This window comes from Bradyrhizobium sp. USDA 4472 (assembly GCF_054058595.1).
Map to the genome: position 1 here is coordinate 2,498,220 of NZ_JBSSAM010000001.1, position 22,389 is coordinate 2,520,608.

Annotated in this window: 21 protein-coding genes, 1 tRNA gene and 1 pseudogene; 8 read left to right on the top strand and 15 right to left on the bottom strand. The window is 64.1% G+C overall.

Annotated features, from left to right (window positions below):
• Positions 1-108 precede the first annotated feature (108 nt).
• Complete coding sequence (locus ACVWZ4_RS11360; RefSeq protein WP_456700552.1) at positions 109-747, top strand: TetR/AcrR family transcriptional regulator; 639 nt, start codon at positions 109-111, stop codon at positions 745-747.
• A 68-nt stretch (positions 748-815) separates the two neighbouring features.
• Here the strand turns inward: ACVWZ4_RS11360 and ACVWZ4_RS11365 are convergent, their stop codons facing one another.
• The 9 genes from ACVWZ4_RS11365 to ACVWZ4_RS11405 form a co-directional block, all read right to left on the bottom strand.
• Positions 816-1,862 carry a tetratricopeptide repeat protein gene (locus ACVWZ4_RS11365; protein WP_456790104.1) on the bottom strand — a complete coding sequence of 349 codons (1,047 nt, stop codon included), beginning with the start codon at positions 1,860-1,862 and terminating at the stop codon, positions 816-818.
• Positions 1,863-2,068: 206 nt separating this feature from the next.
• Positions 2,069-2,530: a PTS IIA-like nitrogen regulatory protein PtsN gene (ptsN, locus tag ACVWZ4_RS11370; RefSeq protein ID WP_027528272.1), complete on the bottom strand. Its 462-nt coding sequence runs from the start codon at positions 2,528-2,530 to the stop codon at positions 2,069-2,071.
• 223 nt (positions 2,531-2,753) lie between these two features.
• Positions 2,754-3,353 (bottom strand): ribosome hibernation-promoting factor, HPF/YfiA family, encoded by a 600-nt coding sequence (gene hpf / locus ACVWZ4_RS11375; RefSeq protein WP_456736774.1) that lies wholly within the window; start codon positions 3,351-3,353, stop codon positions 2,754-2,756.
• 200 nt (positions 3,354-3,553) lie between these two features.
• Entirely contained in the window at positions 3,554-5,194 is a 1,641-nt protein-coding gene (rpoN, locus tag ACVWZ4_RS11380) for an RNA polymerase factor sigma-54 (RefSeq protein WP_456740306.1), read from the bottom strand.
• Positions 5,195-5,283: 89 nt separating this feature from the next.
• Positions 5,284-6,288 (bottom strand): LPS export ABC transporter ATP-binding protein, encoded by a 1,005-nt coding sequence (gene lptB, locus ACVWZ4_RS11385; protein ID WP_456740307.1) that lies wholly within the window; start codon positions 6,286-6,288, stop codon positions 5,284-5,286.
• 221 nt (positions 6,289-6,509) lie between these two features.
• Complete coding sequence (locus ACVWZ4_RS11390) at positions 6,510-7,262, bottom strand: LptA/OstA family protein (protein WP_456740308.1); 753 nt, start codon at positions 7,260-7,262, stop codon at positions 6,510-6,512.
• Positions 7,259-7,984 carry an LPS export ABC transporter periplasmic protein LptC gene (gene lptC / locus ACVWZ4_RS11395; protein ID WP_456700546.1) on the bottom strand — a complete coding sequence of 242 codons (726 nt, stop codon included), beginning with the start codon at positions 7,982-7,984 and terminating at the stop codon, positions 7,259-7,261. The genes ACVWZ4_RS11390 and lptC overlap by 4 nt, the downstream gene beginning before the upstream one ends.
• A gap of 152 nt (positions 7,985-8,136) precedes the next feature.
• Positions 8,137-8,751: a ribonuclease D gene (locus ACVWZ4_RS11400; RefSeq protein ID WP_456736778.1), complete on the bottom strand. Its 615-nt coding sequence runs from the start codon at positions 8,749-8,751 to the stop codon at positions 8,137-8,139.
• 102 nt (positions 8,752-8,853) lie between these two features.
• Complete coding sequence (locus ACVWZ4_RS11405) at positions 8,854-10,179, bottom strand: UbiA family prenyltransferase (protein WP_456740309.1); 1,326 nt, start codon at positions 10,177-10,179, stop codon at positions 8,854-8,856.
• Between the two features lie 259 nt (positions 10,180-10,438).
• On the opposite strand from ACVWZ4_RS11405, the gene ACVWZ4_RS11410 reads away from it, so the two are divergent.
• The gene (locus ACVWZ4_RS11410) at positions 10,439-11,710 is read left to right on the top strand and encodes an MFS transporter (RefSeq protein ID WP_456740310.1); all 1,272 of its coding nucleotides are present in this window, start codon (positions 10,439-10,441) and stop codon (positions 11,708-11,710) included.
• 150 nt (positions 11,711-11,860) lie between these two features.
• Here the strand turns inward: ACVWZ4_RS11410 and ACVWZ4_RS11415 are convergent, their stop codons facing one another.
• Complete coding sequence (locus ACVWZ4_RS11415) at positions 11,861-12,187, bottom strand: NIPSNAP family protein (RefSeq protein ID WP_456700542.1); 327 nt, start codon at positions 12,185-12,187, stop codon at positions 11,861-11,863.
• An 85-nt stretch (positions 12,188-12,272) separates the two neighbouring features.
• Between ACVWZ4_RS11415 and ACVWZ4_RS11420 the strand changes: the two genes are divergently transcribed.
• Complete coding sequence (locus tag ACVWZ4_RS11420; RefSeq protein ID WP_456700541.1) at positions 12,273-13,262, top strand: GlxA family transcriptional regulator; 990 nt, start codon at positions 12,273-12,275, stop codon at positions 13,260-13,262.
• Between the two features lie 270 nt (positions 13,263-13,532).
• Here ACVWZ4_RS11420 and ACVWZ4_RS11425 read toward each other — a convergent pair.
• Positions 13,533-13,619 (bottom strand) — tRNA-Leu (locus tag ACVWZ4_RS11425).
• A 138-nt stretch (positions 13,620-13,757) separates the two neighbouring features.
• On the opposite strand from ACVWZ4_RS11425, the gene ACVWZ4_RS11430 reads away from it, so the two are divergent.
• On the top strand, positions 13,758-14,723 hold the full coding sequence (locus ACVWZ4_RS11430) for a complex I NDUFA9 subunit family protein (RefSeq protein ID WP_456740311.1): 966 nt from the start codon (positions 13,758-13,760) through the stop codon (positions 14,721-14,723).
• 64 nt (positions 14,724-14,787) lie between these two features.
• Here ACVWZ4_RS11430 and ACVWZ4_RS11435 read toward each other — a convergent pair whose 3' ends face one another.
• The 3 genes from ACVWZ4_RS11435 to ACVWZ4_RS11445 all read right to left on the bottom strand — a co-directional run bounded on the left by ACVWZ4_RS11435 (position 14,788) and on the right by ACVWZ4_RS11445 (position 17,759).
• Entirely contained in the window at positions 14,788-15,528 is a 741-nt protein-coding gene (locus tag ACVWZ4_RS11435; RefSeq protein WP_456700532.1) for an SDR family oxidoreductase, read from the bottom strand.
• Positions 15,525-16,856 carry an FAD-binding oxidoreductase gene (locus ACVWZ4_RS11440; protein WP_456740312.1) on the bottom strand — a complete coding sequence of 444 codons (1,332 nt, stop codon included), beginning with the start codon at positions 16,854-16,856 and terminating at the stop codon, positions 15,525-15,527. The genes ACVWZ4_RS11435 and ACVWZ4_RS11440 overlap by 4 nt, the downstream gene beginning before the upstream one ends.
• A gap of 96 nt (positions 16,857-16,952) precedes the next feature.
• Positions 16,953-17,759, bottom strand: coding sequence for an undecaprenyl-diphosphate phosphatase (locus tag ACVWZ4_RS11445; protein WP_456700530.1), 807 nt, complete (start codon positions 17,757-17,759; stop codon positions 16,953-16,955).
• 169 nt (positions 17,760-17,928) lie between these two features.
• Here ACVWZ4_RS11445 and ACVWZ4_RS11450 point away from each other — a divergent pair, with 169 nt between their 5' ends.
• The 3 genes from ACVWZ4_RS11450 to ACVWZ4_RS11460 are packed head-to-tail and all read left to right on the top strand — an operon-like array spanning position 17,929 to position 20,600.
• Entirely contained in the window at positions 17,929-18,621 is a 693-nt protein-coding gene (locus ACVWZ4_RS11450) for a glutathione S-transferase family protein (RefSeq protein ID WP_456740313.1), read from the top strand.
• Positions 18,570-19,745 carry a tRNA epoxyqueuosine(34) reductase QueG gene (queG, locus tag ACVWZ4_RS11455; RefSeq protein ID WP_456740314.1) on the top strand — a complete coding sequence of 392 codons (1,176 nt, stop codon included), beginning with the start codon at positions 18,570-18,572 and terminating at the stop codon, positions 19,743-19,745. The genes ACVWZ4_RS11450 and queG overlap by 52 nt, the downstream gene beginning before the upstream one ends.
• Positions 19,746-19,799: 54 nt before the next feature.
• Complete coding sequence (locus ACVWZ4_RS11460) at positions 19,800-20,600, top strand: acyl-CoA thioesterase domain-containing protein (RefSeq protein ID WP_456740315.1); 801 nt, start codon at positions 19,800-19,802, stop codon at positions 20,598-20,600.
• Positions 20,601-20,730: 130 nt separating this feature from the next.
• On the opposite strand, the gene ACVWZ4_RS11465 is transcribed toward ACVWZ4_RS11460, so the two are convergent.
• A complete protein-coding gene (locus ACVWZ4_RS11465) occupies positions 20,731-21,543 on the bottom strand; it encodes an alpha/beta hydrolase (RefSeq protein ID WP_456740316.1) in 813 nt (270 codons plus the stop codon).
• Between the two features lie 251 nt (positions 21,544-21,794).
• Between ACVWZ4_RS11465 and infC the strand changes: the two are divergent.
• A pseudogene (gene infC, locus ACVWZ4_RS11470) lies at positions 21,795-22,335 on the top strand (translation initiation factor IF-3).
• The last annotated feature ends 54 nt before the right edge of the window (positions 22,336-22,389 follow it).

Sequence of the window (22,389 nt, forward strand, 5' to 3'; positions counted from 1 at the left end):
AAGAACGAATTTGACAGTCGTCAAAGAAGATGGTTGTGAGGGGATGGAGTTGTCAGGCGGTCGAGCCGGCATAAGTCGTTGAAAGAATGGGACTGGGGAAGGAACCAGATGGCGCGGCAGGTGACGGGCGCGGCCCGGCGTGTGGCTGAAGCGGCCGAGGTGCTGCGCGACGAGAAGTTCAACGCACGGCGCATCGAGCTCGCCGAAGCCGCGCTCGAAACGCTTGGAGAGCTCGGCTTCGCACGCACCAGCCTGCGCGAGATCGCGCAGAACTCGGCGTTCACGCACGGCGTGTTCCACTATTATTTCAGCGACAAGCTGGACCTGATCTGCTGCTGCGTCCGCCACTACAAGGCGAAGTGCGTGACCCGATATGACGAGGTCGTCGCAACAGCGACGAGCCGCGACGAATTGACGGAAGGTTTCCTCGCCAAGCTTGCGGCCACGCTGCAGAACGAAGCCCGCATGCACCGGCTTTGGTACGATTTGCGTTCGCAGGCGATGTTCGAGGCGGCGTTTCGCAAGGACGTGCTCGAGATCGACAAGAACCTGGAGTCGATGATCTGGCGCATCGCATCGCGCTACGCCGAGCTCGGCGGCAAGCGACCGGTGTCGTCGCCCGCCGCCCTCTATGCGCTGTTCGACGGTCTATTCCAGAGTGCGCTGCTCAAGCATCTCGCGGCCGACAAGACGGCGATTCCCGAACTGCTCGACGAAGTGCGGCGCCTGCTGCCGACGGTGTGCTGACGCGCGCAGGCCGCGCCTGCGCTCCGCAATGACGGAGTGCGAGGCGGGAGCTCGCGCCCACTCCCGCATCACTTCAGAAACCCAAGCCCTTCGCGCGCGGTGTCGTAGGCCCATTTGTCGTTCGGCGGCAGCGCGAGCACGCTGTTGAAATCCTCGCGCGCATGTTTGCGGTCGGACAGCGTCATATAGAGGAGGGCGCGATTGACCAGGGCGATCCGGTTTGCAGGATCCAGCCGCAGCGCCTCCGCATAGTCGGCGAGCGCGCGGGTGTCGTCTCCGAGATCGCGATACGTGCTTGCGCGGTTTTGCCAGGCCATCGAATTTCCCGGCTGAAGCCGGATGCCTTGATCCATGTCGGCGATGGCGCGACGATCATCGCCCTTCTTGCGCCAGGCCGCGGCGCGGACGAAATATGCCTTTTCGAAAGTCGGGCTGAACCTGATGACGTCATCAAGCTCCCTGATGGCGTTCTCGGTATCGCCCTTTTTGAGGAGGACGGTGGCCCGGCAATAGTGGCCGCCGGCGCTGTTGGGCTCCAGGCGAACCGCGGTATCGCAATCGTCGAGACTGGCGTCGATCTCGCCCCTGTTGAAACGGATCAGGCTCCGCAGCTCGTAGGGCCAGGCGGCAGCAGGGTTACGACGCATCGCCTCCTCGTAATCGGCGACGGCATGGTCGTTATCGTCCTTCGCGGCATACGATTCGCCCCGGCTTATGAGGGCAAGATACGCCTGCGCGGGATTGCGCTCGATCGCCTCGGTGAGATGCGTGATCGCCAGATCGAATTCGCGCCTGTTGTAATATTCGATACCGCGCCAGGTGTAAGGCGGTCCGTAGCTCGGATCGAGGCGAATGGCCTCGTTGAAATCGGCCAGCGCGCGATCGCGGTCGCCTTTGACGGAGTAAGCGCGCCCGCGGCACTGGTAGGCCCGCGCGAAATTCGGATCCAGCCGGATCGCCGCACTGCAATCCTCGAAGGCATGGTCCCTGTCGCGCTTGCCGAAATAGGCTTCGCCGCGCTTCTCATAAGCCGCGGCATTGCCCTGGTCGGCCGCGATGATTGCGGATGTTTCCGCGATGATGCGATCGTTCGACGCCTCGTCGGCACGGGCCATGCTCGTCACGACCATCGTGACGGTGCAAAGCACAGCGAAGACGCGCACTGTCGAACCGCATCTCATGACTCAAGATCTCCGCATCGAATCCATGCCGTTCGCAGGATGCGGGTCCGCACGAGGAGAAGCCTCGCGGACCGCTTCGCGGCCCCGCCGTGACATAAGTCGCAGGTGCCGGGGCTAACGTTCGATGTAGAAGGGAGAGATCAGGCCGCGCTGGCCGGCGGCAGGGCCAGCACCGAATAGATCGCCTGGGCGTCGCGCGAGGCGCGGAGCTTCTTGGCGATGTCCTGGTCGCGCAGCAGGCGGGCGATGCGGGCCAGCGCCTTCAAATGATCGGCGCCGGCGCCTTCAGGGGCGAGCAGCAGGAAGACGAGATCGACCGGCTGGCCGTCCATCGCCTCGAAATCGATCGGGCGATCGAGGCGGGCGAACAGGCCGAAGATCTTCTCGAGCTTGGGCAGCTTGCCGTGGGGAATGGCGACGCCGTAGCCGACCGCGGTGGTGCCGAGCTTCTCGCGCTGGAGCAGCACCTCGAACACCGAGCGTTCGTTTTGTCCGGTCAGCTCGGCAGCCTTGGCCGCGAGCTCTTGCAGCGCCTGCTTCTTGCTGTTGACCTTCAATGCCGGGAGAATCGCCTCGGGTGCGACCAGATCGGTAATCGGCATGGAAGGTTTCCGAGGTGAGTTAAACCGTCAGGTTCCGAATTGGCCGCCTCGATTGAACCGAGCCCGGCCGGCGTCAAGAAGGTGAAGCAGGAGGGGGACTTAGCCCCGATCCTGATGTGGGGCGCTTCTACTCCAACGCAATCCCGGTGCCAACTCCCGCGTGCGGCTTTGCCCCCGTCATTGTTAAGGCCTGTGGTTGATACGGGAGTGCCCTTTCGCCGGTCTAGCCGCCCGATTTGTCACCCGGCGGATCAATCCAGCCAACATTGCCGTCGGCCCGGCGATAAATGATGTTCACCCGGCCCGAGGAACCATGCTGGAATACCAGACAGGGCGCCCCACTGAGGTCGAGTTCCATGACTGCCTCGCTGACCGAGAGCCGCTTCAGCGATGTCGTGGCCTCGGCGATGATCACGGGGTTGTAGCCGGTGATTTCGTCCTCGTCGTCGCCTTCGCCCGGCGCCTCCAGGACGTAAGCCGTGGCATCCAGCGCGGCCAGCGCCGCGGAGGCGACATGGGCCTTGCGGGCCGAGCGGTCCTTGAGCCGGCTCTTGTAGCGCTTGAGCCGCTTCTCGATCATGATCAGCGCCTGGTCGGCACTGGCATAGGCGTCCTGCGCGTTCGAATCGGCCTCCAGCGTAATTCCGGAATCGAGATGCAGCGCACAGTCGGTGCGGAAGCCGAAGCCGTCCTTGCTGAGCGTGATGTGGCCGGAATAATTGCCGTCGAAATATTTACGCAGGACCTCTTCCGTCCGATCGGTGACGCGGCCGCGAAGGGCCTCGCCGACGCTAACGCTCTTGCCCGAGATCCGAAGAGTCATGTGATGCCTCGCTTGGTTCAATCGGCCAGCTCCGATGACGCGGCATCGGAGCTGGGGTCGTTCCCCTGCGCATGATCTCCCCGCAGACGCCTACGGCGTTTGTCGGCAGGGAAAACCGCTGTACACCTTTCCGGATCATGCGCGTGCTTGGATCGGTCGCGATGGGAGAATGAGAGTAGCGCGATTCTGTGCCAGCGCAATCAGGCCGGTTCGGTGTTGCGAGAGCGATCGGACATCGGGGTGGAAAGGACGTTACCAAGAGCGCTCTGCTTGTCGCGACGGCGTTGCACCGAGGACGGAATGCGCATGGCTTCGCGGTACTTCGCGACCGTGCGGCGGGCAATATCAATGCCCGAGGCGCGCAATCGTTCCACGATGGTATCATCCGACAGGATCGCGGACGGCTCTTCCGAATCGATCAGCTGCTTGATGTGGTGACGCACGGCCTCGGCCGAGTGCGCCTCCCCGCCGTCGGCGGACGCGATCGAGGCCGTGAAGAAATATTTCAACTCGAATGTGCCGCGATTTGTCGCCATGTATTTGTTGGCGGTGACGCGCGACACCGTGGATTCATGCATCTGGATGGCGTCGGCGACGGCTTTCAGATTCAGCGGCCGCAGATGCGCGACACCGTGGGTGAAGAAGCCGTCCTGCTGGCGCACGATCTCGGTCGCGACTTTCAGGATGGTGCGGGCGCGCTGGTCGAGCGCGCGCACCAGCCAGGTCGCGTTCTGCAGCGCGTCGGTGAAATACGACTTGTCGCCGTCCTTGCCGATCTTCTTCGACAGCTCGGAATAGTAGGTCTGGTTCACCAGCACGCGCGGCAGGGTGTCGCTGTTGAGCTCGACATGCCAGCCGCCGTCAGGACCCGGCCGGACATAGACGTCGGGCACCACGGTCTGAAGCCGCGCCGAGCCGAACTTCATGCCGGGCTTGGGATTGAGGCGCCTGATCTCGCCGATCATGTCGGCGATGTCCTCGTCGTCGACGCCGCAGAGCTTGCGCAAGGCGGCGATGTCGCGCTTGGCGAGGAGATCGAGATGCTCGACGAGGGCCTGCATCGCGGGATCGTAGCGGTCGAGCTCGCGGAGCTGGATCGCCAGGCATTCGCTCAAATTGCGCGCGCAGACACCGGGCGGATCGAATTTCTGCAGCACGGCAAGGACGCCCTCGACGTCCTCTTGCGTTGCGCCAAGCCGCTCGGCGGCCTGGCCGAGATCGGGCGGCAGATAGCCGGCCTCGTCGACGAGGTCGATCAGATACTGCCCGATCATGCGTTGCGCCGCGCCTGTGAAGGCGACCGAGAGCTGCTCGGCAAGGTGGTCGGACAGCGTCATCTCGGCCGCGACGAAAGCCTCGAGATTGTAGTCCTCGTCACCCGAGGCGCCGCCGCCCCACTCGGTATAGGTCGTCGGCGCGACGTCCTGGGCGTTGCGTGCCGCCGCTTCGGCGGGCTCCTCGGAGAACACGTTGTCCAGGCCCGTATCCAGGGTCTGCTCGATCTCGGCGCGGGTGCCGAGATCCTTGCTCATCCATTCTTCCTGGCCGGGTTCGAAGGCGTCGCCGCCACCGCCGAAGCCGTGGTCGCCGCCGAGACCGTCTCCCTGGCTGCCTGATTCGTCGCCATCGGTGTCGCTGAACCGGGCGGCCTCGGCCGCGGCGTCGCCGCCGGGAGCCTCGTCATTGGCCCGCTCCAGCAGGGGATTACGCTCGAGCTCCTCCTCCACGAAGGTCGTGAGATCGAGATTGGACAATTGCAGCAGCTTGATCGCCTGCATCAACTGCGGCGTCATGACCAGCGACTGCGATTGCCGGAACTCTAATCTCTGCGAAAGCGCCATCTAACAAGAACCGTTCCCAAAATTGGTCCGATTCTTGCTTATCTTAGTCCCGGCCCGATGTACACGCCTTGACGAGACGGAAAAAACGGCTAGAGGCGGAATTCCTCGCCAAGGTAAAGCCGGCGAACATCGGGATCCGCGACGATCTCGTCCGGGCTTCCCTCGGTCAGAATCTCACCGGCATAGACGATATAGGCGCGATCGGTGAGGCCGAGCGTCTCGCGCACATTGTGGTCGGTGATCAGCACGCCGATGCCGCGATTGGTGAGGTGGCGGACGAGGTCCTGAATGTCGCCGACCGCGATCGGATCGATGCCGGCGAAGGGCTCGTCGAGCAGCATGTAGTTCGGACGCGTGGCCAGCGCGCGCGCGATCTCGACGCGGCGACGCTCACCGCCGGACAATGCGATCGACGGCGATTTCCGCAGGCGCGTGATGTTGAATTCGTCGAGCAGCGCGTCGAGCTGCTGCTCGCGTTGCTTGCGCGAGGGCTCGACCACTTCGAGCACGGCACGGATGTTCTGCTCGACGGTGAGGCCGCGAAAGATCGAGGCTTCCTGCGGCAGGTAGCCGATGCCGAGGCGCGCGCGCTGATACATCGGCAGCTTGGTGACGTCGTGGCCGTCGAGCTCGATCGCGCCGCGATCGGCCTTGATCAGGCCTGTGATCATGTAGAACACGGTGGTCTTGCCGGCGCCGTTCGGGCCGAGCAGGCCGACCGCTTCGCCGCGCCGGACATAAATGCTGACGCCGCGCACGACCTGGCGGCTGCCGAAACTCTTTTCCACGCTATGCACAGCCAGGAAGCCCGGCCGCCGCAACAGCTGCGGTCCGCCCGTGCCGTTGGACTGGGCGGCGGGCCTGCTGGCCTTAGGCGGTTGAGCAACCGCTGGCCGCGGCCGCGGCGGAGCCTCGAGGCCATAGGGGTCCGAGGCCTGAATGGGCTGGTCACGGGCAAGCGGCGGCGCATCCCTGACAGGACTCGCCACCAGCCCGCCGATGCTGTCCCCGAGCGCCGTGATGTCCCGACGGGCGAATCCCCGCGGGCCGCGCTTGGCGGGGCGACGACGGAACATGCTGAACAGATCGACCATCCCCGCCTTCCAGCCTTCTACGGATTCTGCGCGACATTCACGCAATCTGCCACGCCAGCAATTCGATTCGCCGACGCAGCGTGAGTGAAGGGATGTCTCATGCCCAGTGAAACACGCCCGAAAAGCGGCCGACCCCGCTTCGAAAGCCCTGCGCGCTAGATACAGCCTCACCGGGCACGCTTCAACCTCGGATCATCAGCATCAGCGACAAGTGATTGAATTCACTTCTGTTTACTTCCACCGGGCAGTTGCAGAGGCGAACCCGCGCCCGGAGCCACGGGCGTTCCGCATTTGCCGTTCCCGCCGCCCTGGGACTGGATGAACAGGCCCTGCACCTTGCCGCTGTCGGATTCCACCCGCGAAACGCCGGTGGTCATGTCGACCATGAGGCGGTCGCCGCGCAACACGTTCTGGCATTGGGTCAGAACCACCTGGCCCCCGGACCCACCCAGCATGGTGATGAGGTTGGTCTTGGTGTCGAACACGGCGGTCTCGCCGGTCACCACCTGGTCCTTCTGGGTGACGACGACATTGCCGCGCGCTTCCAGCCGCTTGATCGACGAGGCGCCGCCGGGGCCCGGCGCCGCCGCCTGCATCGGCGGCGCGCTCTTCTGACCCTTGGCCGGCGCCGCGGTTGGAGCCGTCTGCGGCGGGGCCTGCTTGTCGCCAGAGGATTCGTAGAACACGACCAGCGTCTTCGAGGTCATGGTGGTGTCGCCCTGCACGACCTTCACATTGCCCGAGAAGGTGGCTTCCTTCTTCTTGTCGCGCATCTCGAGCGAGGCGGCCTCGATCTGGATCGGCTGATCGCGATTCTGCGAAAAGCCCTGCATCGCATTGGGCACGCCTTGCATCGTGCTTTGCGCGACGGCAGCACCCGCCGTGATCAGCGCGGCGCCGGCAAGCGCCATCGCCGCGACGATGGCGTGACGCCTGGTGTCGTGACGCGAAGAAAAATGAGTCATCAAAATCATCTTGCGTTGCCGGACTTGCTCCGGGATTTCGCCGCTGGTGGCGGGGGCGGCTCGACCGGCGCGGGAGCGGGCTCATCCGTGCTGATCTTGTCCAGATGCATCACGACATTGCCTTCGAAACGAACGACCTCACCGCCTCCGGTGATCCGCAGCCTGTCCGCGGTCAGCGTGCCGTTGGTCAATTTGACGTCGACATGCTCATCCGAGGAAACCGTGCCCTTGTTCATGTCTACAAAGGCCGAGTTCAGCCGCGCCTCATAACCGGTGGAGGTGCGCAGGAAGATGTCCTTGTGCAGATCGAGCTGCTGCTGCTTGTTGTCGAAGCGGCCGGTGCGGGCATCGAGGAACACCGTCGATTGATCTTCCATCAGCACCTTGGCGCGCAGGGCGTTGAGGTCGACATGGTCGGGGTCGGTGATGTCCTGCGTGGCGGTTTTGGCCCAGAGCTCGTAGGGCCGCTGATCCGGGGTGAAACCGGAAAGGTGCGGCGTTTCCATCGTGATCTTGGTCCCGGTCACCACCATGTTTCCGGAATCGACCTTCACGGGGATCATGGTGAAGGGGTTGAGGAAGGTCGAGACCGCGACGATCGAGGCCATGGCCAGAACCACCGTCGCCGGCACCGCGATGCGCAGAATCCGCACCAGGCGGCTGTGGCGCGCCGCCTGGGCAAACTTCGCCGCGAGCGCGGCGTCGTAGATGGGAAACTGGGCCGAGTTCACCGCTGCTCCGGGGGCATCGCTTGCCTGGTCAGATGGCTCCAATCGCGGGCGCCCCATTGTACCCGCGACCTCAGGAATATGCAGCCTGCGACTGGCCGCAGGAAAGTGTCCGAAACGGGGCGGCGGCCCGGGTCATGCTCCGCGTCAACGGCTCAGGAATGCGCGAAAATGTCCTCTTCCTCCCAGCCCTGCAGGTCGAGCAGGGCGCGGGTCGGCAGGAAGTCGAAACAGGCCTTGGCCAGCTGGGTGCGGCCCTCCCGGACCAGCATCGCATCGAGCCGCTCACGCAGGGCATGCAGGTGCAGCACGTCGGAGGCGGCGTAAGCGAGCTGCGGCTCGGTCAGGCTGTCGGACCCCCAATCGCTGGATTGCTGCTGCTTGGAGAGGTCGACATTGAGCACCTCGCGCACGAGGTCCTTGAGGCCGTGGCGATCGGTATAGGTGCGAGTCAGGCGGGAGGCGATCTTGGTGCAGTAGATCGGCCCGGTCATGACACCGAAGCTCTGGTACAGCACAGCGACATCGAAGCGGGCGAAATGGAAGATTTTCGTGATGCCGGGGTTGGCCAGCAGCGCCTTCAGGTTCGGCGCATCGATGTGACCCTTGGGGATCTGCACCACGTCGGCGCTGCCGTCGCCGGGCGAAAGCTGGACCACGCAGAGCCGGTCGCGGTGCGGGTTCAACCCCATGGTTTCGGTGTCGATCGCCACCGCGCCGGTGTAGCGGGAGAGGTCAGGCAGGTCGCCGCGATGCAGGCGTACGGTCATGGCGTTTCAAACCCTCAGTCGAATCGGTCGCGTCGGTATCGTAAGCTCTTCGGATGGTCCGCGATTTAGCCCCTGGGGGGGACCTGCGCAAGCAGCGATGGCTCAGATCGCCGCAAGCATGATGCAGACCATCGCCGCAACCGTGGTGCGGCTGGCGCCGTCGCGGAAGGCGTAGATGATGGGGTCGTCGGGCATCTCGCGGCGATGCGCGATCATCAGGGCCCGGCCGAACCAGTAGAGCAGCAGCGGCGCGAGCAGCCACAGCAGCCATGGGCGGCTGTAGAGCGGCGTCACCGCCGTGGACGAGACGTAGAGCGCAAACACCGTCACGGCATTCATGGCGCTCGCCGCCGCCATCGCGGCGATGATGTGGAGGTCGCTGATGCGGTAGTCGCGGTTGGAGGGAGCGGCGAGGCCTTCGCCCTGGCGCAGGCTGAGCTCGCTGAAGCGCTTGATCAACGCGAGCGAGGTGAACACGAACAGCGAGAACACCATCAGCCATTCCGACAGCATGACGCCGGCCGCGACCGCGCCGGCGACGATGCGCAGGCAATAGAGGCCGGCGAGCGTGACGACGTCGACCAGCATCTTGCGCTTGAGCACCAGCGAATAGGCGATGGTGGTGAGGAGATAGGCGACGAGCACGCCGAGGAACGTCGAGGAGATGCAAAGACTGGCCCCGAAGGCGAACAGCCACAGCACCGGGATCGCCGCCAGCGCCGACGAGATCGGCAACGTCCCCGCGGCCAGCGCGCGGTGGCGCTTGGTCGGATGCTGGCGATCGGCGGCGAGATCGAGCAGATCGTTCATCAGATAGGCGCCCGACGCACAGGCCGAGAACGCCAGGAATGCCAGCAAGGTGGCGCCGAGTGTCGCGATGTTCACCTGATGCGCGGTGAGAACGGGCACGAACACCAGCGTGTTCTTGGCGTATTGATAGAGGCGCAGCGCTTTCGCCCAGGTGCGAAGACTGGCGCGATCACGATCGACGTGGTCGATGCGCTCGACCGCAGCGCGGTCGAACGGCAGATTGTCGCCGGCGGCAAGATCAGCAGGGGTCACGACCCCGTCGAAGCCGAGATGCGCCGAAATGCCGGCGGCCTGATCGGGGAAGCGGCCCGCGACCAGATAAATCTTCGCCCCCCGCGCCCGCGCCGCCAGCGCCCGGTTCAGCACATCGGCGTCATAGGGCAGATGGGCGTGGTCGAGCTTCGCGCGTGACAGAACCTCCGCGAGAACAGCCACGCCCGGACGTTCGCGCGCGCCGAAGCGCGCCAGCATGCGGGCAGGGGCCGAGAACAGCGCCTCCATCAGCAAGTCCGAGCGCAGCAGGGCGCCTTCGAGATCGATCACGAGCGTGCGAGCCGGCGGCGGGACAGAATCCGGCGCGGCCTCACTTCGATCGTACTGCCAGGCTGGCTGCTCCATCCGAAAACGCTCTGACTTGCCGCGACACGGCCGGCCCAGGGACTGGGGGAGGAAGCGGGAAAAGGACGGCCGCGAGCCTAGGCGGCATTGGCTAAAAGCGGCTTAATTCGGCCGGCGGGGAAGCCCGTCGCCGGCTGTTGCACGGATCCCACAATCCGGAGCGCGCGGAATATACCAGCGGAACATGAGGCGCGTGCCGGTGGTAATCGGCGGCGGGCACCCCATCTGAGCCCAGCTTCCCACCACAGCCTCAGGTGCCATGACAGACCAGACGCTCGCCGCGCCGATCGACGATCAGCAGGAACGCCAGCGCGGCTTTACGCGCTACCAGTCGCTTCTTGTGGCGCTGCTCGCGTTCGCGCAGTTCACCATCATCCTCGACTTCATCATCATGTCGCCGCTCGGCGCCATCATGATGCCCTCGCTCGACATCACGGCCGGGCAATTCGGCGTCGCGGTGTCGGCCTACGCGTTCAGCGCAGGATTGTCGGGCATCCTGGCCGCCGGCTTTGCCGATCGCTTCGACCGCAAGCGCCTGCTGCTGTTCTTCTATGTCGGCTTCACGCTCGGCACCGCGCTCTGCGCATTCGCGCAAAATTACCACGTGCTGCTGCTCGGCCGCATCGTGACCGGCTTGTTCGGCGGCGTGATCGGCTCGATCGTGCTCGCCATCGTCACCGATCTGTTCGCGCTGCATTTGCGCGGCCGTGTGATGGGTTTCGTCCAGACCGCCTTTGCGGCGAGCCAGGTGCTTGGCGTGCCGGCGGGGCTGTTTCTCGCCAACCACTGGAGCTGGCATGTCTGCTTCTTTGCCATCGTCGGCCTGTCGATCCTGGCGATCGCCATCATCGCCTTCGCCATGGAGCCGGTCGACGCGCATCTGAAGCTGAAGCAGGACCGAAATCCGTTCCACCATCTGGTCGCCACCATCTTCGAGCCGCGCTACACGCTGGCTTTCTCGGTCACGACATTGCTGGCGACCGGCGGCTACATGCTGATGCCGTTCTCCAGCGCCTTCACCGTGAACAATGTCGGCATCGACATCGTGCATCTGCCGACGATCTATCTGGTTTCCGGCCTGTTCAGCATCGTCACGGGCCCGATGGTCGGCCGCGCCAGCGACGCCTTCGGCAAATACCCGACCTTCGTGTTCGGCTGCGTGATGACCGTCCTGATGGTCCTGATCTACACCCATCTCGGCCATGTCTCGCTGGTGACCGCGATCGCCGTCAACGTGCTGCTGTTCGTCGGTATCTTCTCGCGCATGATCCCGTCGCAGGCGCTGATGTCGGCGATCCCCGACCAGAGCCAGCGCGGCTCGTTCAGCGCGGTCAGCGCCTCGCTGCAACAGCTCTCCGGCGGCCTCGGCTCGGTGCTCGCGGCCGCGATCATCTCGCAGCAACCCGACGGCTCTCTGCTCCATTTCGAGCGGATCGGATACGTCGTCGTCATGACCAATGTTATCACGCTGGTCGCGATGTATTTCGTGCAGAAATCGGTGGCGGAGAGAACGGGGAAGCGGGTGGTGTGAGAGCCGGTCCCCCGCGTGGCGGCGATGTCGATATCGCCGTCCGGCCAGCTCCGATGATTGGAAGCAGCTCGATGGGGACCGAATCCGGTGTCCCTCACGACGATGGCTCCGGAGACATCGCAGACGATACGCTCCCGTCCGAGGCCACTGTTATTGCAGGGCCGAGAAGCTCGTGGGGCTCATGAAGGAGCTCGAGATATTCGCGAGGATCGGCCCGTCGACCTCCGAGGTAGCGGCGACCTCCTGCCATTCGGGGTCCGCCACGAAGGCACCCCACAGACGCTCCCGCTCCGCGAGCGAGTCCCAGACAAGGATGTAGACGAGATCAAGGTGTGACGGTCCGACCGTGGTCCGCCAAAAGCCAAGCTGGCGAATGCCCAGCCGCTGCCAAATCTTCAGTGTCCGCGTCTCAAAACGCTTCAGCAGTGCCGGCATCCGGTCCGGCAGGGTGCGATAGGTGCGCAACTCGTAGATCATCTTCCATCCTCGCTCGGTTCAAGCCTGATCCGAATTACGCCGATTGCGACTGGCATATTTGCCAAACTTCTCGTATTTCCTGCCAATGCTCACACCGGCCTCGGCAACCCCTCGGCATATTGTCTTTCTGGCGTTTGAGCGCTTCCAAGTGCTCGATCTCGCCGGCCCGATGCAGGTGTTCCTTTCGGCGAGCGAACATGCGCGGGATGCCGCAACAGGGCTGCCGATCGATTACCGGGTCTCCGTCGTGTCGTCCGGTCCCACTCGGGTGCAGGGCTCCTTGTCACTTTCGATCGAGGCTGAGCCTTTGCCGTCCGCGTTGATGCCCAGAACGACGGTTATGGTGGTCGGAGGAAAGGGCGTTGAAGCCGCGTCGCAGGACCTCCTCCTGATCGACTGGTTGCGGAGCCACATGGACGAGGCGGAGCGGATCTGCTCCGTTTGCAACGGTGCACGCGTGCTTGCGCGGGCCGGGCTGCTTGCGGGCAAGCGAGCGACAACGCATTGGGCCGATTGCGACAAGCTCCAACGGAACTTCCACGATGTCACCATCGACCGCGATGCCATCTATGTGCGCGACGGCAAAATCTGGAGTTCCGCCGGCGTAAGCGCCGGCATCGACCTCGCGCTCGCGCTCGTCGCTGACGATCACGGCGAAGCAGCCGCCGCAGTCACGGCCAAGTGGATGGTCCTCTACGTCAAGCGACCCGGCAACCAGTCGCAATTCAGCGAATTCATCGAGACCATTGACCACGAAAAGGCGGGAGCCTTTGCGAAGCTTCACCAGTGGATCTTGGGCAATATCAGCCGCGACCTGAGCGTTCCCGTGCTTGCGGCGCAGGCGGGCATGAGCGAGCGAACATTCGCACGCAAATATCGAACGCTGATCGGTGTGCCGCCCGCCGAGACGGTCAAACGGCTTCGTGCCGATACGGCACGTCACCATCTTCGGACCTCGACTTTGCCGCTCAAGACGGTTGCGGCCAGATGCGGCTTCGGGTCAGTCGAGCAGATGAATCGGGTTCATCTGAAATTCTACGGTCTGACCTCGCGTACATTACGTGACATCGGATAGTCGACCCTCAGGCGCTGCCGGGTCAGGACCCAGTTGCATCAAAAGATGCCGCGCGTTGCCATCGTCTCGAGCCCCTTTGGCGAGCGGAATCCTGATCCTCACGGACCCGTCGAGACCAATGTTGCGATCGCCGCGGCAATGAAAGAGGGGCGGCTTACGAAGCGCAAATCGATTCCTGGATTGATACCGCAACATTGTTGCGCATCGGGCGCATTGGCACTGCCGACGGAGCCCCGCTGCCGACCTTGGGACTGCGCCCCAAGGGACAAATGGTGCCCAGGAAAGGACTCGAACCTTCACGGCCGTTAAGCCACTGGCACCTGAAGCCAGCGCGTCTACCAATTCCACCACCTGGGCATGCCGTTGGGGCACGGAGGCGGTTACTACGGTTCGGTGACGCCGTTGTCAATTCATGGTTCGGGATGCCGATTGCGCATCGCACACCACCCCGATACAAGCCTGATATCTCGCACTCTTCCGCAGGAATGGACCTCCATGGCATCGAATCTGGAAACTCTCGTCACGGTTTTCGGCGGATCGGGGTTTTTGGGCCGGAATGTCGTCCGCGCGCTGTGCCGGCGGGATTACCGTATCAGGGTCGCGGTGCGGCGGCCGGAACTGGCCGGATACCTCCAGCCCTCGGGCAAGGTCGGCCAGGTCCACACCGTGCAGGCCAATCTGCGCTATCCGGCGTCGGTCGAGGCGGCGGTGCGTGATTCGCAGGTCGTGATCAACCTCGTCGGCATCCTCACTGAAGGCGGCGCCCAGACCTTCGACGCCGTCCAGGCCAAGGGCGCCGAGACCGTCGCCAAGGCGGCGGCGGCCGTGGGCGCCGGCCTGATCCATGTCTCGGCGCTCGGCGCCGATGCCGAATCGCCGTCGCGCTATGCCAAGGCCAAGGCGGCCGGTGAAGCCGCGGTGAGCGCGGCAGTGCCGTCGGCCACCATTGTCCGCCCCTCGGTGATGTTCGGTCCCGAGGACCAGTTCACCAACCGCTTTGCGGCGCTGGCGCGGATGTCGCCGGTGCTCCCGCTGATCGGCGGCGCGACCAAGATGCAGCCGGTCTATGTCGGCGACGTCGCCACCGCGATTGCCGACGCCGTCGACGGCAAGGCCAGGGCGGGTGCGACCTACGAGCTCGGCGGTCCTGAGGTGCTGACGATGCGCGAGATCATCGAGGCCATCGTCGCGATCGCCGAGCGCAAGCCGACGCTGGTGCCGTTGTCGTTTGGCCTTGCGCGCCTCAAGGCCGCCTTCCTGCAATTCGCGCCTGGTGCCTTCAAGTTGACGCCGGACCAGGTCACGCTGCTCGAGCGCGACAATGTCGTCTCGGAAGCCGCGAAGGCCGCCGGCCTGACGCTGGAAGGCCTCGGCATCGCGGCGGATTCGCTGGAAGCGATCGCCCCGCAATATCTCTGGCGTTTCCGCCCGCAGGGCCAGTTCCAGCGCATGGGCGTGTGAGTCGGTTTCATCTCTCCCGCGTCCCTCCCCGCAAGCGGGAGAGGGAGCGTCAGTCGGCGACAGCTCAAAACTTCAGCTTCTTGAACACCGCCTCAGGCAGCGTCTTGATGATGAGCATCACGAGACGCCATTTGCTACTGACATAAACGACGTCGGTCTTCTTCTCGACCGCGTTCAGGATCGCATCGCCGACGACAGGCGCATCGACGGTCAACGGGCCGATCAGCTTCATACCCTCAGTCATTTTCGTGCGGACGAAACCGGGCTTCACCGTGACGACGTGCACGGCGCTGCGGCTGCAACGGGCGCGCAGGCCCGAGAGGAAGGCGGAGAAACCGGCCTTGGCCGAGCCGTAGACATAGTTCGAGGCGCGGCCGCGATCGCCGGCGACCGAGGACACGCCGACGATGGTGCCATTGCCGCGAGCTAAGAACCTTTCGGCGAACAGGCCGAGGATCAGCGATGGTCCTTCATAGTTCGAGCGCATGATCGTGGTCGCGTGCCCAAGATCGCTCTCGGCATTTTGCTGCACACCCAGAAGGCCGACGGTCGAAATGACGACGTCAGGCAGCGCGGGAAGGCTTGCGACAAAGCCATCGAAGGAAGCGGCGTCGAGCACGTCGAATTTGAAGAGGCCGGCTTCGATATTGTAGCGCGCGCGCAGATCTGCGGCGTCAGGCTCAAGCGCCGCGACGTCGCGGCCGGCGAGACCGACGTCGTAACCCGCCTTGGCAAAGGCGCGCGCCGCGGCGCGACCAATGTCGGAGGAGCCACCGAGCACCAGAACTGACCTGCGTGATGTCACGGCCTAACCTCATCGAACAGACGCTGTGAAAGCTTGGAGCGGATGTTTCCGGCGGGATCGAGCGCTTTGCGAATCGCCTTGAAGCGCGACAGCGCGGGGTAGCCGGCCTCGAACGTCGCACGCGACTGCCGCGCGTCCTTGGCGAGATAGAGCCGGCCGCCGGCGGCGACAACGAGACGATCGATCTCGTCGAGGAAACTGAGGATGTCGCCGTTGACCGGGAAATCCAGCGCCAGCGTGTAGCCGGGCAGCGGAAACGACAGCAGGCCGTCGCCATGCCCGAGCTTTTTCAGCACCGCGAGGAACGACGCATCGCCGCGCTTGGAGACGCGATCGAGGATATCGCCGAGCACGCCGCGCGCGCCGGCTTCCGGGATCACGCATTGATGCTGGAGGAAGCCGCGCCGGCCATAGATGCGATTCCAGTCGGCGACGCTGTCGAGCGGAAAGAAATATGGATAGAGCGAGACCAAATGGTCGCTGCCTGCACGTCGCGCGCCCATGCGGTAATAGAGCTCGTTGAAGGCGCGGACGGTGACGCGGTTGAGCGCCATCACGGGCAGGTCGATCGGCACGGCGAGCCCAGGCTTCTTGCCAACGGCAAAACGATCCGCGCCTTCGGCAAGCTCATCGGCGCTTGCGTGCTCACCGAGATAGATCAGCGAGCGCCCGAGATCGCGCCCGCGCGCCACGCAATCGATCCACGCCACCGAATAGGTCGCAGACTCGCTCGCCTCGAGCGCGCGCATCGCGGCATCGAGATCGGATGCGGAAACCACTTGCTCGCGGATCCAGCCGGTCTCGACACGGCGCAGCCGCATCGTGGCTTCGAGGATCACGCCGGTGAGGCCCATGCCGCCCACCGTCGCGAAGAAGGCATCGGGATTTTGCTCGCGCGAGACTTCAATGGTCTCGCCTGCACCCGTGCGCAGCAGGATGCTGTCGACATAGCGGCCGAAACCGCCTTCGCCATGATGGTTCTTGCCGTGCACGTCGGCGGCGATGGCGCCGCCCACCGATACGAAACGCGTACCGGGCACGACGAAGGGCAGGAAGCCGCGCGGGCCAAAAGTATCGATCAGGTCGGACAGCAGCACGCCGGCCTCCAGGCGGATGCGGCCGGTCGCCGGATCGAACCACCTGATCCTGTCGAACCCGGTCATGCCGATGGTCCTGACCGTGCCGATCGCGGCATCGCCATAGGCGCGGCCGTTGCCGCGCGCCACCGAGCCGGCGACGACGGCGTCCGCCACCGCCTCGAACGAGCGCGGCCGCAGCACTTCGGTATCGACGACCGGGAAGCGCCCCCAGCCGCTGACAGTCGTCATCGTTCAGCTCCACCTGCGGGCCGCCCCGCTCCCGGAAACTGACTAGCGGCGAAAAGCTGATATTGCGTTGAGGCCCGTCGGCAACTTGCCGGGAACTTAATGGCCGAGCGCCAGCGCGATCAGTCCCAGGGTGCCGACGATGACGCGCCACCAGGCGAACACCACGAAGCCGTGGCGGGTGACGTATTCCAGGAACGTCTTCACCACGATGATCGCCGTGACGAACGACACCACGAAGCCGATCGCGACGATGCCCATGTGGTCCATCGTCATCTCGGCGCGGCTCTTGTAGAAATCATAGGCGAACGCACCGATCATGGTGGGGATGGCGAGGAAAAACGAGAACTCCGCCGCCGCGCGCTTGTCGGCGCCCAAAAACATCGCTGCGACGATGCTGGCACCGGAACGCGAAACGCCCGGAATCATCGCAATGCACTGCGCGATGCCGATATAGAGGTACATCAGCAGCGGAAATCGCGTGGCGTCATACTCGCGCGCCTTGAGCTCGATCCGGTCGACCCACAACAGGATGGCGCCTCCGACGATCAGCGAGAAGCACACGACCCACGGATTGAACAGCAGGCTCTTGATATACTTGCCGGCGAGGAGGCCGACGACGACAGCCGGCAGGAATGCCACCAGCAGACCGACCACGAAACGGCGCGCATAGGCATCGCCCGTGAACATGCCGATCGCGACGTCCCACAGCTTCTTGAAGTACAGCACGACGATCGCGAGAATCGCGCCGAGCTGGATCAGGACGGTAAACGAATCCCAGAATGCGCCCTCGCCGAGGCCGAAGAAGCGCTCCGCAAGCAGCAAATGGCCGGTCGAGGACACGGGAAGGAACTCGGTCACACCCTCGATGATGCCGAGGATCACTGCCCGTATTGCGTCTGACATATTTACGGTCCATTTCCGCTGGAAAAGCGGGGCTCTTCTCGCCTATTCGCCTCTCGCTCGCAATCGCAAAATGCGCTATCGCGCCCTTGCCGCGCGGTTTTGAAAGACTACTGTGGCGCCGCACAAACATTGATGGATTCTTAAGCACCATCAAATAGTCAAAGGCTTCATGTTTACGCTGTTTCATCATCCGTTCTGTCCACATTCGCGCTTCATTCGCCTGATCGCGGGCGAATACGGGCTCGAGCTGAAACTGGTCGAGGAACGCAGCTGGGAACGGCGCGAGGCATTTCTGCTGCTCAATGCGGCCGGCACCACGCCCGTTCTGCTGGACGACGAGCAGCCGCCGATCCCGGGTGCGGCCATCATCGCCGAATATGTCGACGAAGCCTATGGGGCCGGAATGGGACCCAAGCGCCTGATGCCTGAGACGATCGGTGAGCGCGTCGAGGTGCGCCGGCTGATGACCTGGTTCAACGAAAAGTTCTTCGAGGAAGTCTCGCATCCGCTCGTGACCGAGCGCATCTACAAGCGCTTCATGAGCGAGGAGAATGGCGGCGGCCCGCCTTCGGCGGACGTGATGCGCGCCGCCAAGGCCAACGTGCGCTATCATCTGGCCTATATCGGCTGGCTGGCGCAGACGCGCAACTTCCTCGCCGGCGACCGGCTCAGTTACGCGGATCTCGCCGCCGCGGCGCATCTTTCGGCGATCGACTATCTGGGCGACGTGCCATGGAGCGAGGACGACGCGGCAAAGGCGTGGTACGCGCGGGTGAAATCCCGCCCGTCGTTCCGCCCGCTGCTGAGCGAATGGCTGGCGGGCGTGCCGGCGTCGCGGACCTACGTGGACCTGGATTTCTGAACCCCGATCCGACTGAACTGAAGGCGGCGCTCGCGCGCGAAGCGCACGCGCTCGGCTTCGACTGCATTGGCGTCACCGAGCCCGGCACGATCGACAAGGCCGGCGCGAACTTCCTCGAATTCATCGCCTCGGGCGGCCATGGCGACATGGACTGGCTCGCGAACCAGCCGGAGCGCCGCGTCGATCCGCGCGGGCTGTGGGCGGACGTGCGCAGCGTCATCATGCTCGGCGTCAATTACGGACCCGACCAGGATCCGCTCGCGATCCTGCAACAGCGCACGCGTGGGGCGATCTCGGTCTATGCGAGGGGCGACGACTATCACGACCTCATCAAGAAGCGGCTCAAGGCACTGGCGCGGTGGCTGGTTGCGATCGCGCCGAGCGAAGTGAAGGTGTTCGTCGACACAGCGGCGGTGATGGAGAAGCCGCTGGCGCAGACCGCGCATCTGGGCTGGCAGGGCAAGCACACCAATCTCGTTTCGCGCGAATTCGGCTCATGGCTGTTCCTCGGCGCGATCTACACCACGCTCGAGCTGCCGCGCGATCCCGCCGAGATCGATCATTGCGGCTCGTGCCGGGCCTGTCTCGAGATCTGCCCGACCGCGGCATTTCCCGCGCCGTACAAGCTCGATGCGCGGCGCTGCATCTCCTATCTCACCATCGAGAACAAGGGACCGATCCCGCCGGAATTCCGCAAGGCCATCGGCAACCGTATCTATGGCTGCGATGATTGCCTCGCCGCGTGTCCCTGGAACAAGTTTGCGCAGGAGGGACGCGAGGCCAAGCTCGCTGCGCGTGATGAATTGCGTGCGCCTGGTCTGGCCGAGCTTTCGCGGCTCGACGATGCCGCATTTCGCGCGCTGTTCACGAAATCGCCCGTGAAGCGGATTGGCCGTGACCGCTTTGTGCGGAACGTGCTGATCGCGATCGGCAATTCCGGCGAGGCCGCACTGGCGGAGGCAGCGCGGCGATTGCTTGACGATGCGAGCCCGCTGGTGCGCGGGGCTGCGGTGTGGGCGCTGGCGCAGTTGCTGCCTCGCGATGAGCTCGAAGCGATGAAGAGAGCTGCATTGAGCAACGAGCACGATGAGAACGTTCGTCTGGAGTGGCAAGCCGCGTCCTAGCTCTCGCGCTCGCCGCCCTTGATTTCCCCACCCATTCCCGCAAAGTCGCCGATCATGACAACAAGCATCCCTTTCTTCACCCGCGACGGCGATACATTCCATCCGACGGAAGTGGCCAATGGCCCCTGGGATCCGAAATCGCTGCACGGCCGCGTCATCATCGGCCTGCTCGGCTTTGCCATCGAGGAGCGCCATTCGGGCCCAGAATTCGTGCCGGCGCGGCTGACAGTCGACATGTTTCGGCTGCCGACCATCGACAAGCCGATCCAAGTGACGACCCGGCTGGTGCGAGACGGCCTGCGCATCCGCGTTGTGGAAGCCGAGTTTGTCTCCGGCGGCGTCAGCATGGCGCGTGCTTCGTGCCAGCTGTTGCGGCGGACGCAAAATCCTGACGGCAATGTCTGGTCGCCGCCGAACTGGGACGTGCCGAAGCCATCGGAGATTCCAAAGCCGACCGATCCCCGGCTCGGCATGAACGGCAAATGGACGACGCGACCCATCGTCGGCCATATGGGCTCGCTCGGGCCGCGGCGACTTTGGATGAGTGAGGTGCGCGAGCTCGTTGCAGGCGTGCGGATGACGCCGTTCGTCCACGTCGCCACAGGTGCCGATTTCGCAAGCCCATTTGCCAATGCCGGCGACAAGGGGCTCGGCTATATCAACAGCGACGTGACGATCTATCTGCACCGATTGCCGGTGACGAACTGGATCGGTTTCGACGTGGTCAACCATCAAGCCACGGATGGCGTCGCGATCGGCGAATGCTGGCTTTACGACGAGAAGGGCCCGATCGGCACCGCGACCGTCGCCGCGCTGGCGCAACGCAAGCCGATGGCGAAACCACCGCCGCCTTAGCTGGAGTCACAGACATCAGCAGTTTGCTCCGCTGCGCTCCCTCTCCCTTGATGTCCCATCGGAAATCCGTGGCCGTGCGACAAACCAGTCGTCGATCACCGCTCCCGCAAGGAGAGAAGGAAGAGAACAATCACCCGATCTCCGCCACTGCGGCAAGAATGCGCGTGATGTCTTGCGGACGGGACAGGCGATGGTCGCCGTCCTGGATCAGCGTGAGCACGACGTCGTCAGCCGGCAGCCGATGCGTCAGCGCGAATGCATGCTGCCACGGGACGTCAGGGTCCTGGGAACCCTGCAGGATGCGGACGGGACAACCGAGATCGATGGCGCTGCCGAGCACGAGATGGTTGCGGCCCTCCTCGATGAGCTTGCGTGTGATCGGATACGGCGTGCCGTCGCCATATTCGGATGGCCTGAGCCAAAAGCCCTTGGTTTCGATTTCCTTCTTCACCGCGGGCGAGAAGGTCTTCCACATCAGCTCTTCCGTGAAGTCGGGCGCCGGCGCGATCAGCACGAGGCCCGCGAGCGAGGCCTTGGCTTGCGCCTTCTCCTGACGCTTCCTGATCTCGCGCGCCAGCAGCAGCGCCATCCAGCCGCCCATGGAGGAGCCGATCAGGATTTGCGGACCGGCGCAGAACCGCTCGAACACCGCGACGCTGTCCTCGAGCCAGCTGCCGATGGTTCCATCGGCGAATTCGCCGCTGGATTCGCCGTGCCCGGAATAGTCGAACCTGACGGCGGCACGCCCATGCTCTGCGGCCCAGGCATCCAGCGCCACTGCCTTGCCGCCCTGCATGTCCGACTTGAAACCGCCGAGCCAGATCACGCCGGGACCTTGGCCAGATCCTTGACCCGTACGGTGGCGCACCGCGATCCTGCGCGCGGACGCGCCCTCACCCACCTCGATGAAGTCGAGCACGGCATCGGGAATTGCTGTGGTCATGGAACGTTTACTCCGGCTGTGCGGTTTGAGCTGTTCGGGCGCGTTCGCGAAGCAACCCAATATTGCTATTGTCCCTTTGGGACGCTTGCGGAACAGGGGCAAGGTGTCTATGTCGTGCACCGTGCCGAAAAGCGTGGCCAAAATGCCTCGCATTTGAGGGTTTTTCGGTGCTCGCAACGGCGACTTGCTTGCCGCCATCAGCATCTTCCTGCAAAATAGCCGCTTCCTTTCACAATGTTGGAGAACCACCCATTCGCCGTCCCAATAGAGCCCCGCCCGTTGCCAGCAAAGATGGGCCGCGCATCAATGATGATATTCGCAACGCGCAGATCCAGCTGATCGATCAGGCCGGTGAGAACAAAGGCATCATCGAGACCATGCTTGCCATCAAGATGGCCCAGGAAGCCGGCATGGATCTGGTTGAGATTTCGCCAAATGTCAGCCCTCCCGTCTGCAAGATCATGGACTACGGGAAGTACAAGTATTCCGCCCAGAAGAAAGCCGCCGAGGCCCGCAAGCGTCAGAAGACGGTCGAGATCAAGGAGATCAAGCTCCGCCCGATGATCGACGACCACGACTACGACGTGAAGATGCGCGCGATGCTGCGGTTCTTCGAAGAAGGCGACAAGGTCAAGATCACCCTGCGCTATCGCGGCCGCGAAATGGCGCACCAGGAAATCGGCACCAAGCTGCTGGACAAGATCAAGACCGACGTCGCGGAGCTCGCCCAAGGTCGAGCAGGACGCCCGGTTCGAAGGCCGCCAGGTCGTCATGGTGCTGGCGCCGCGCTGAGCGCAGCTTTTCAAGGCCGAGAATTCAACGGCCCGTCCGGATTGTCCGGCGGGC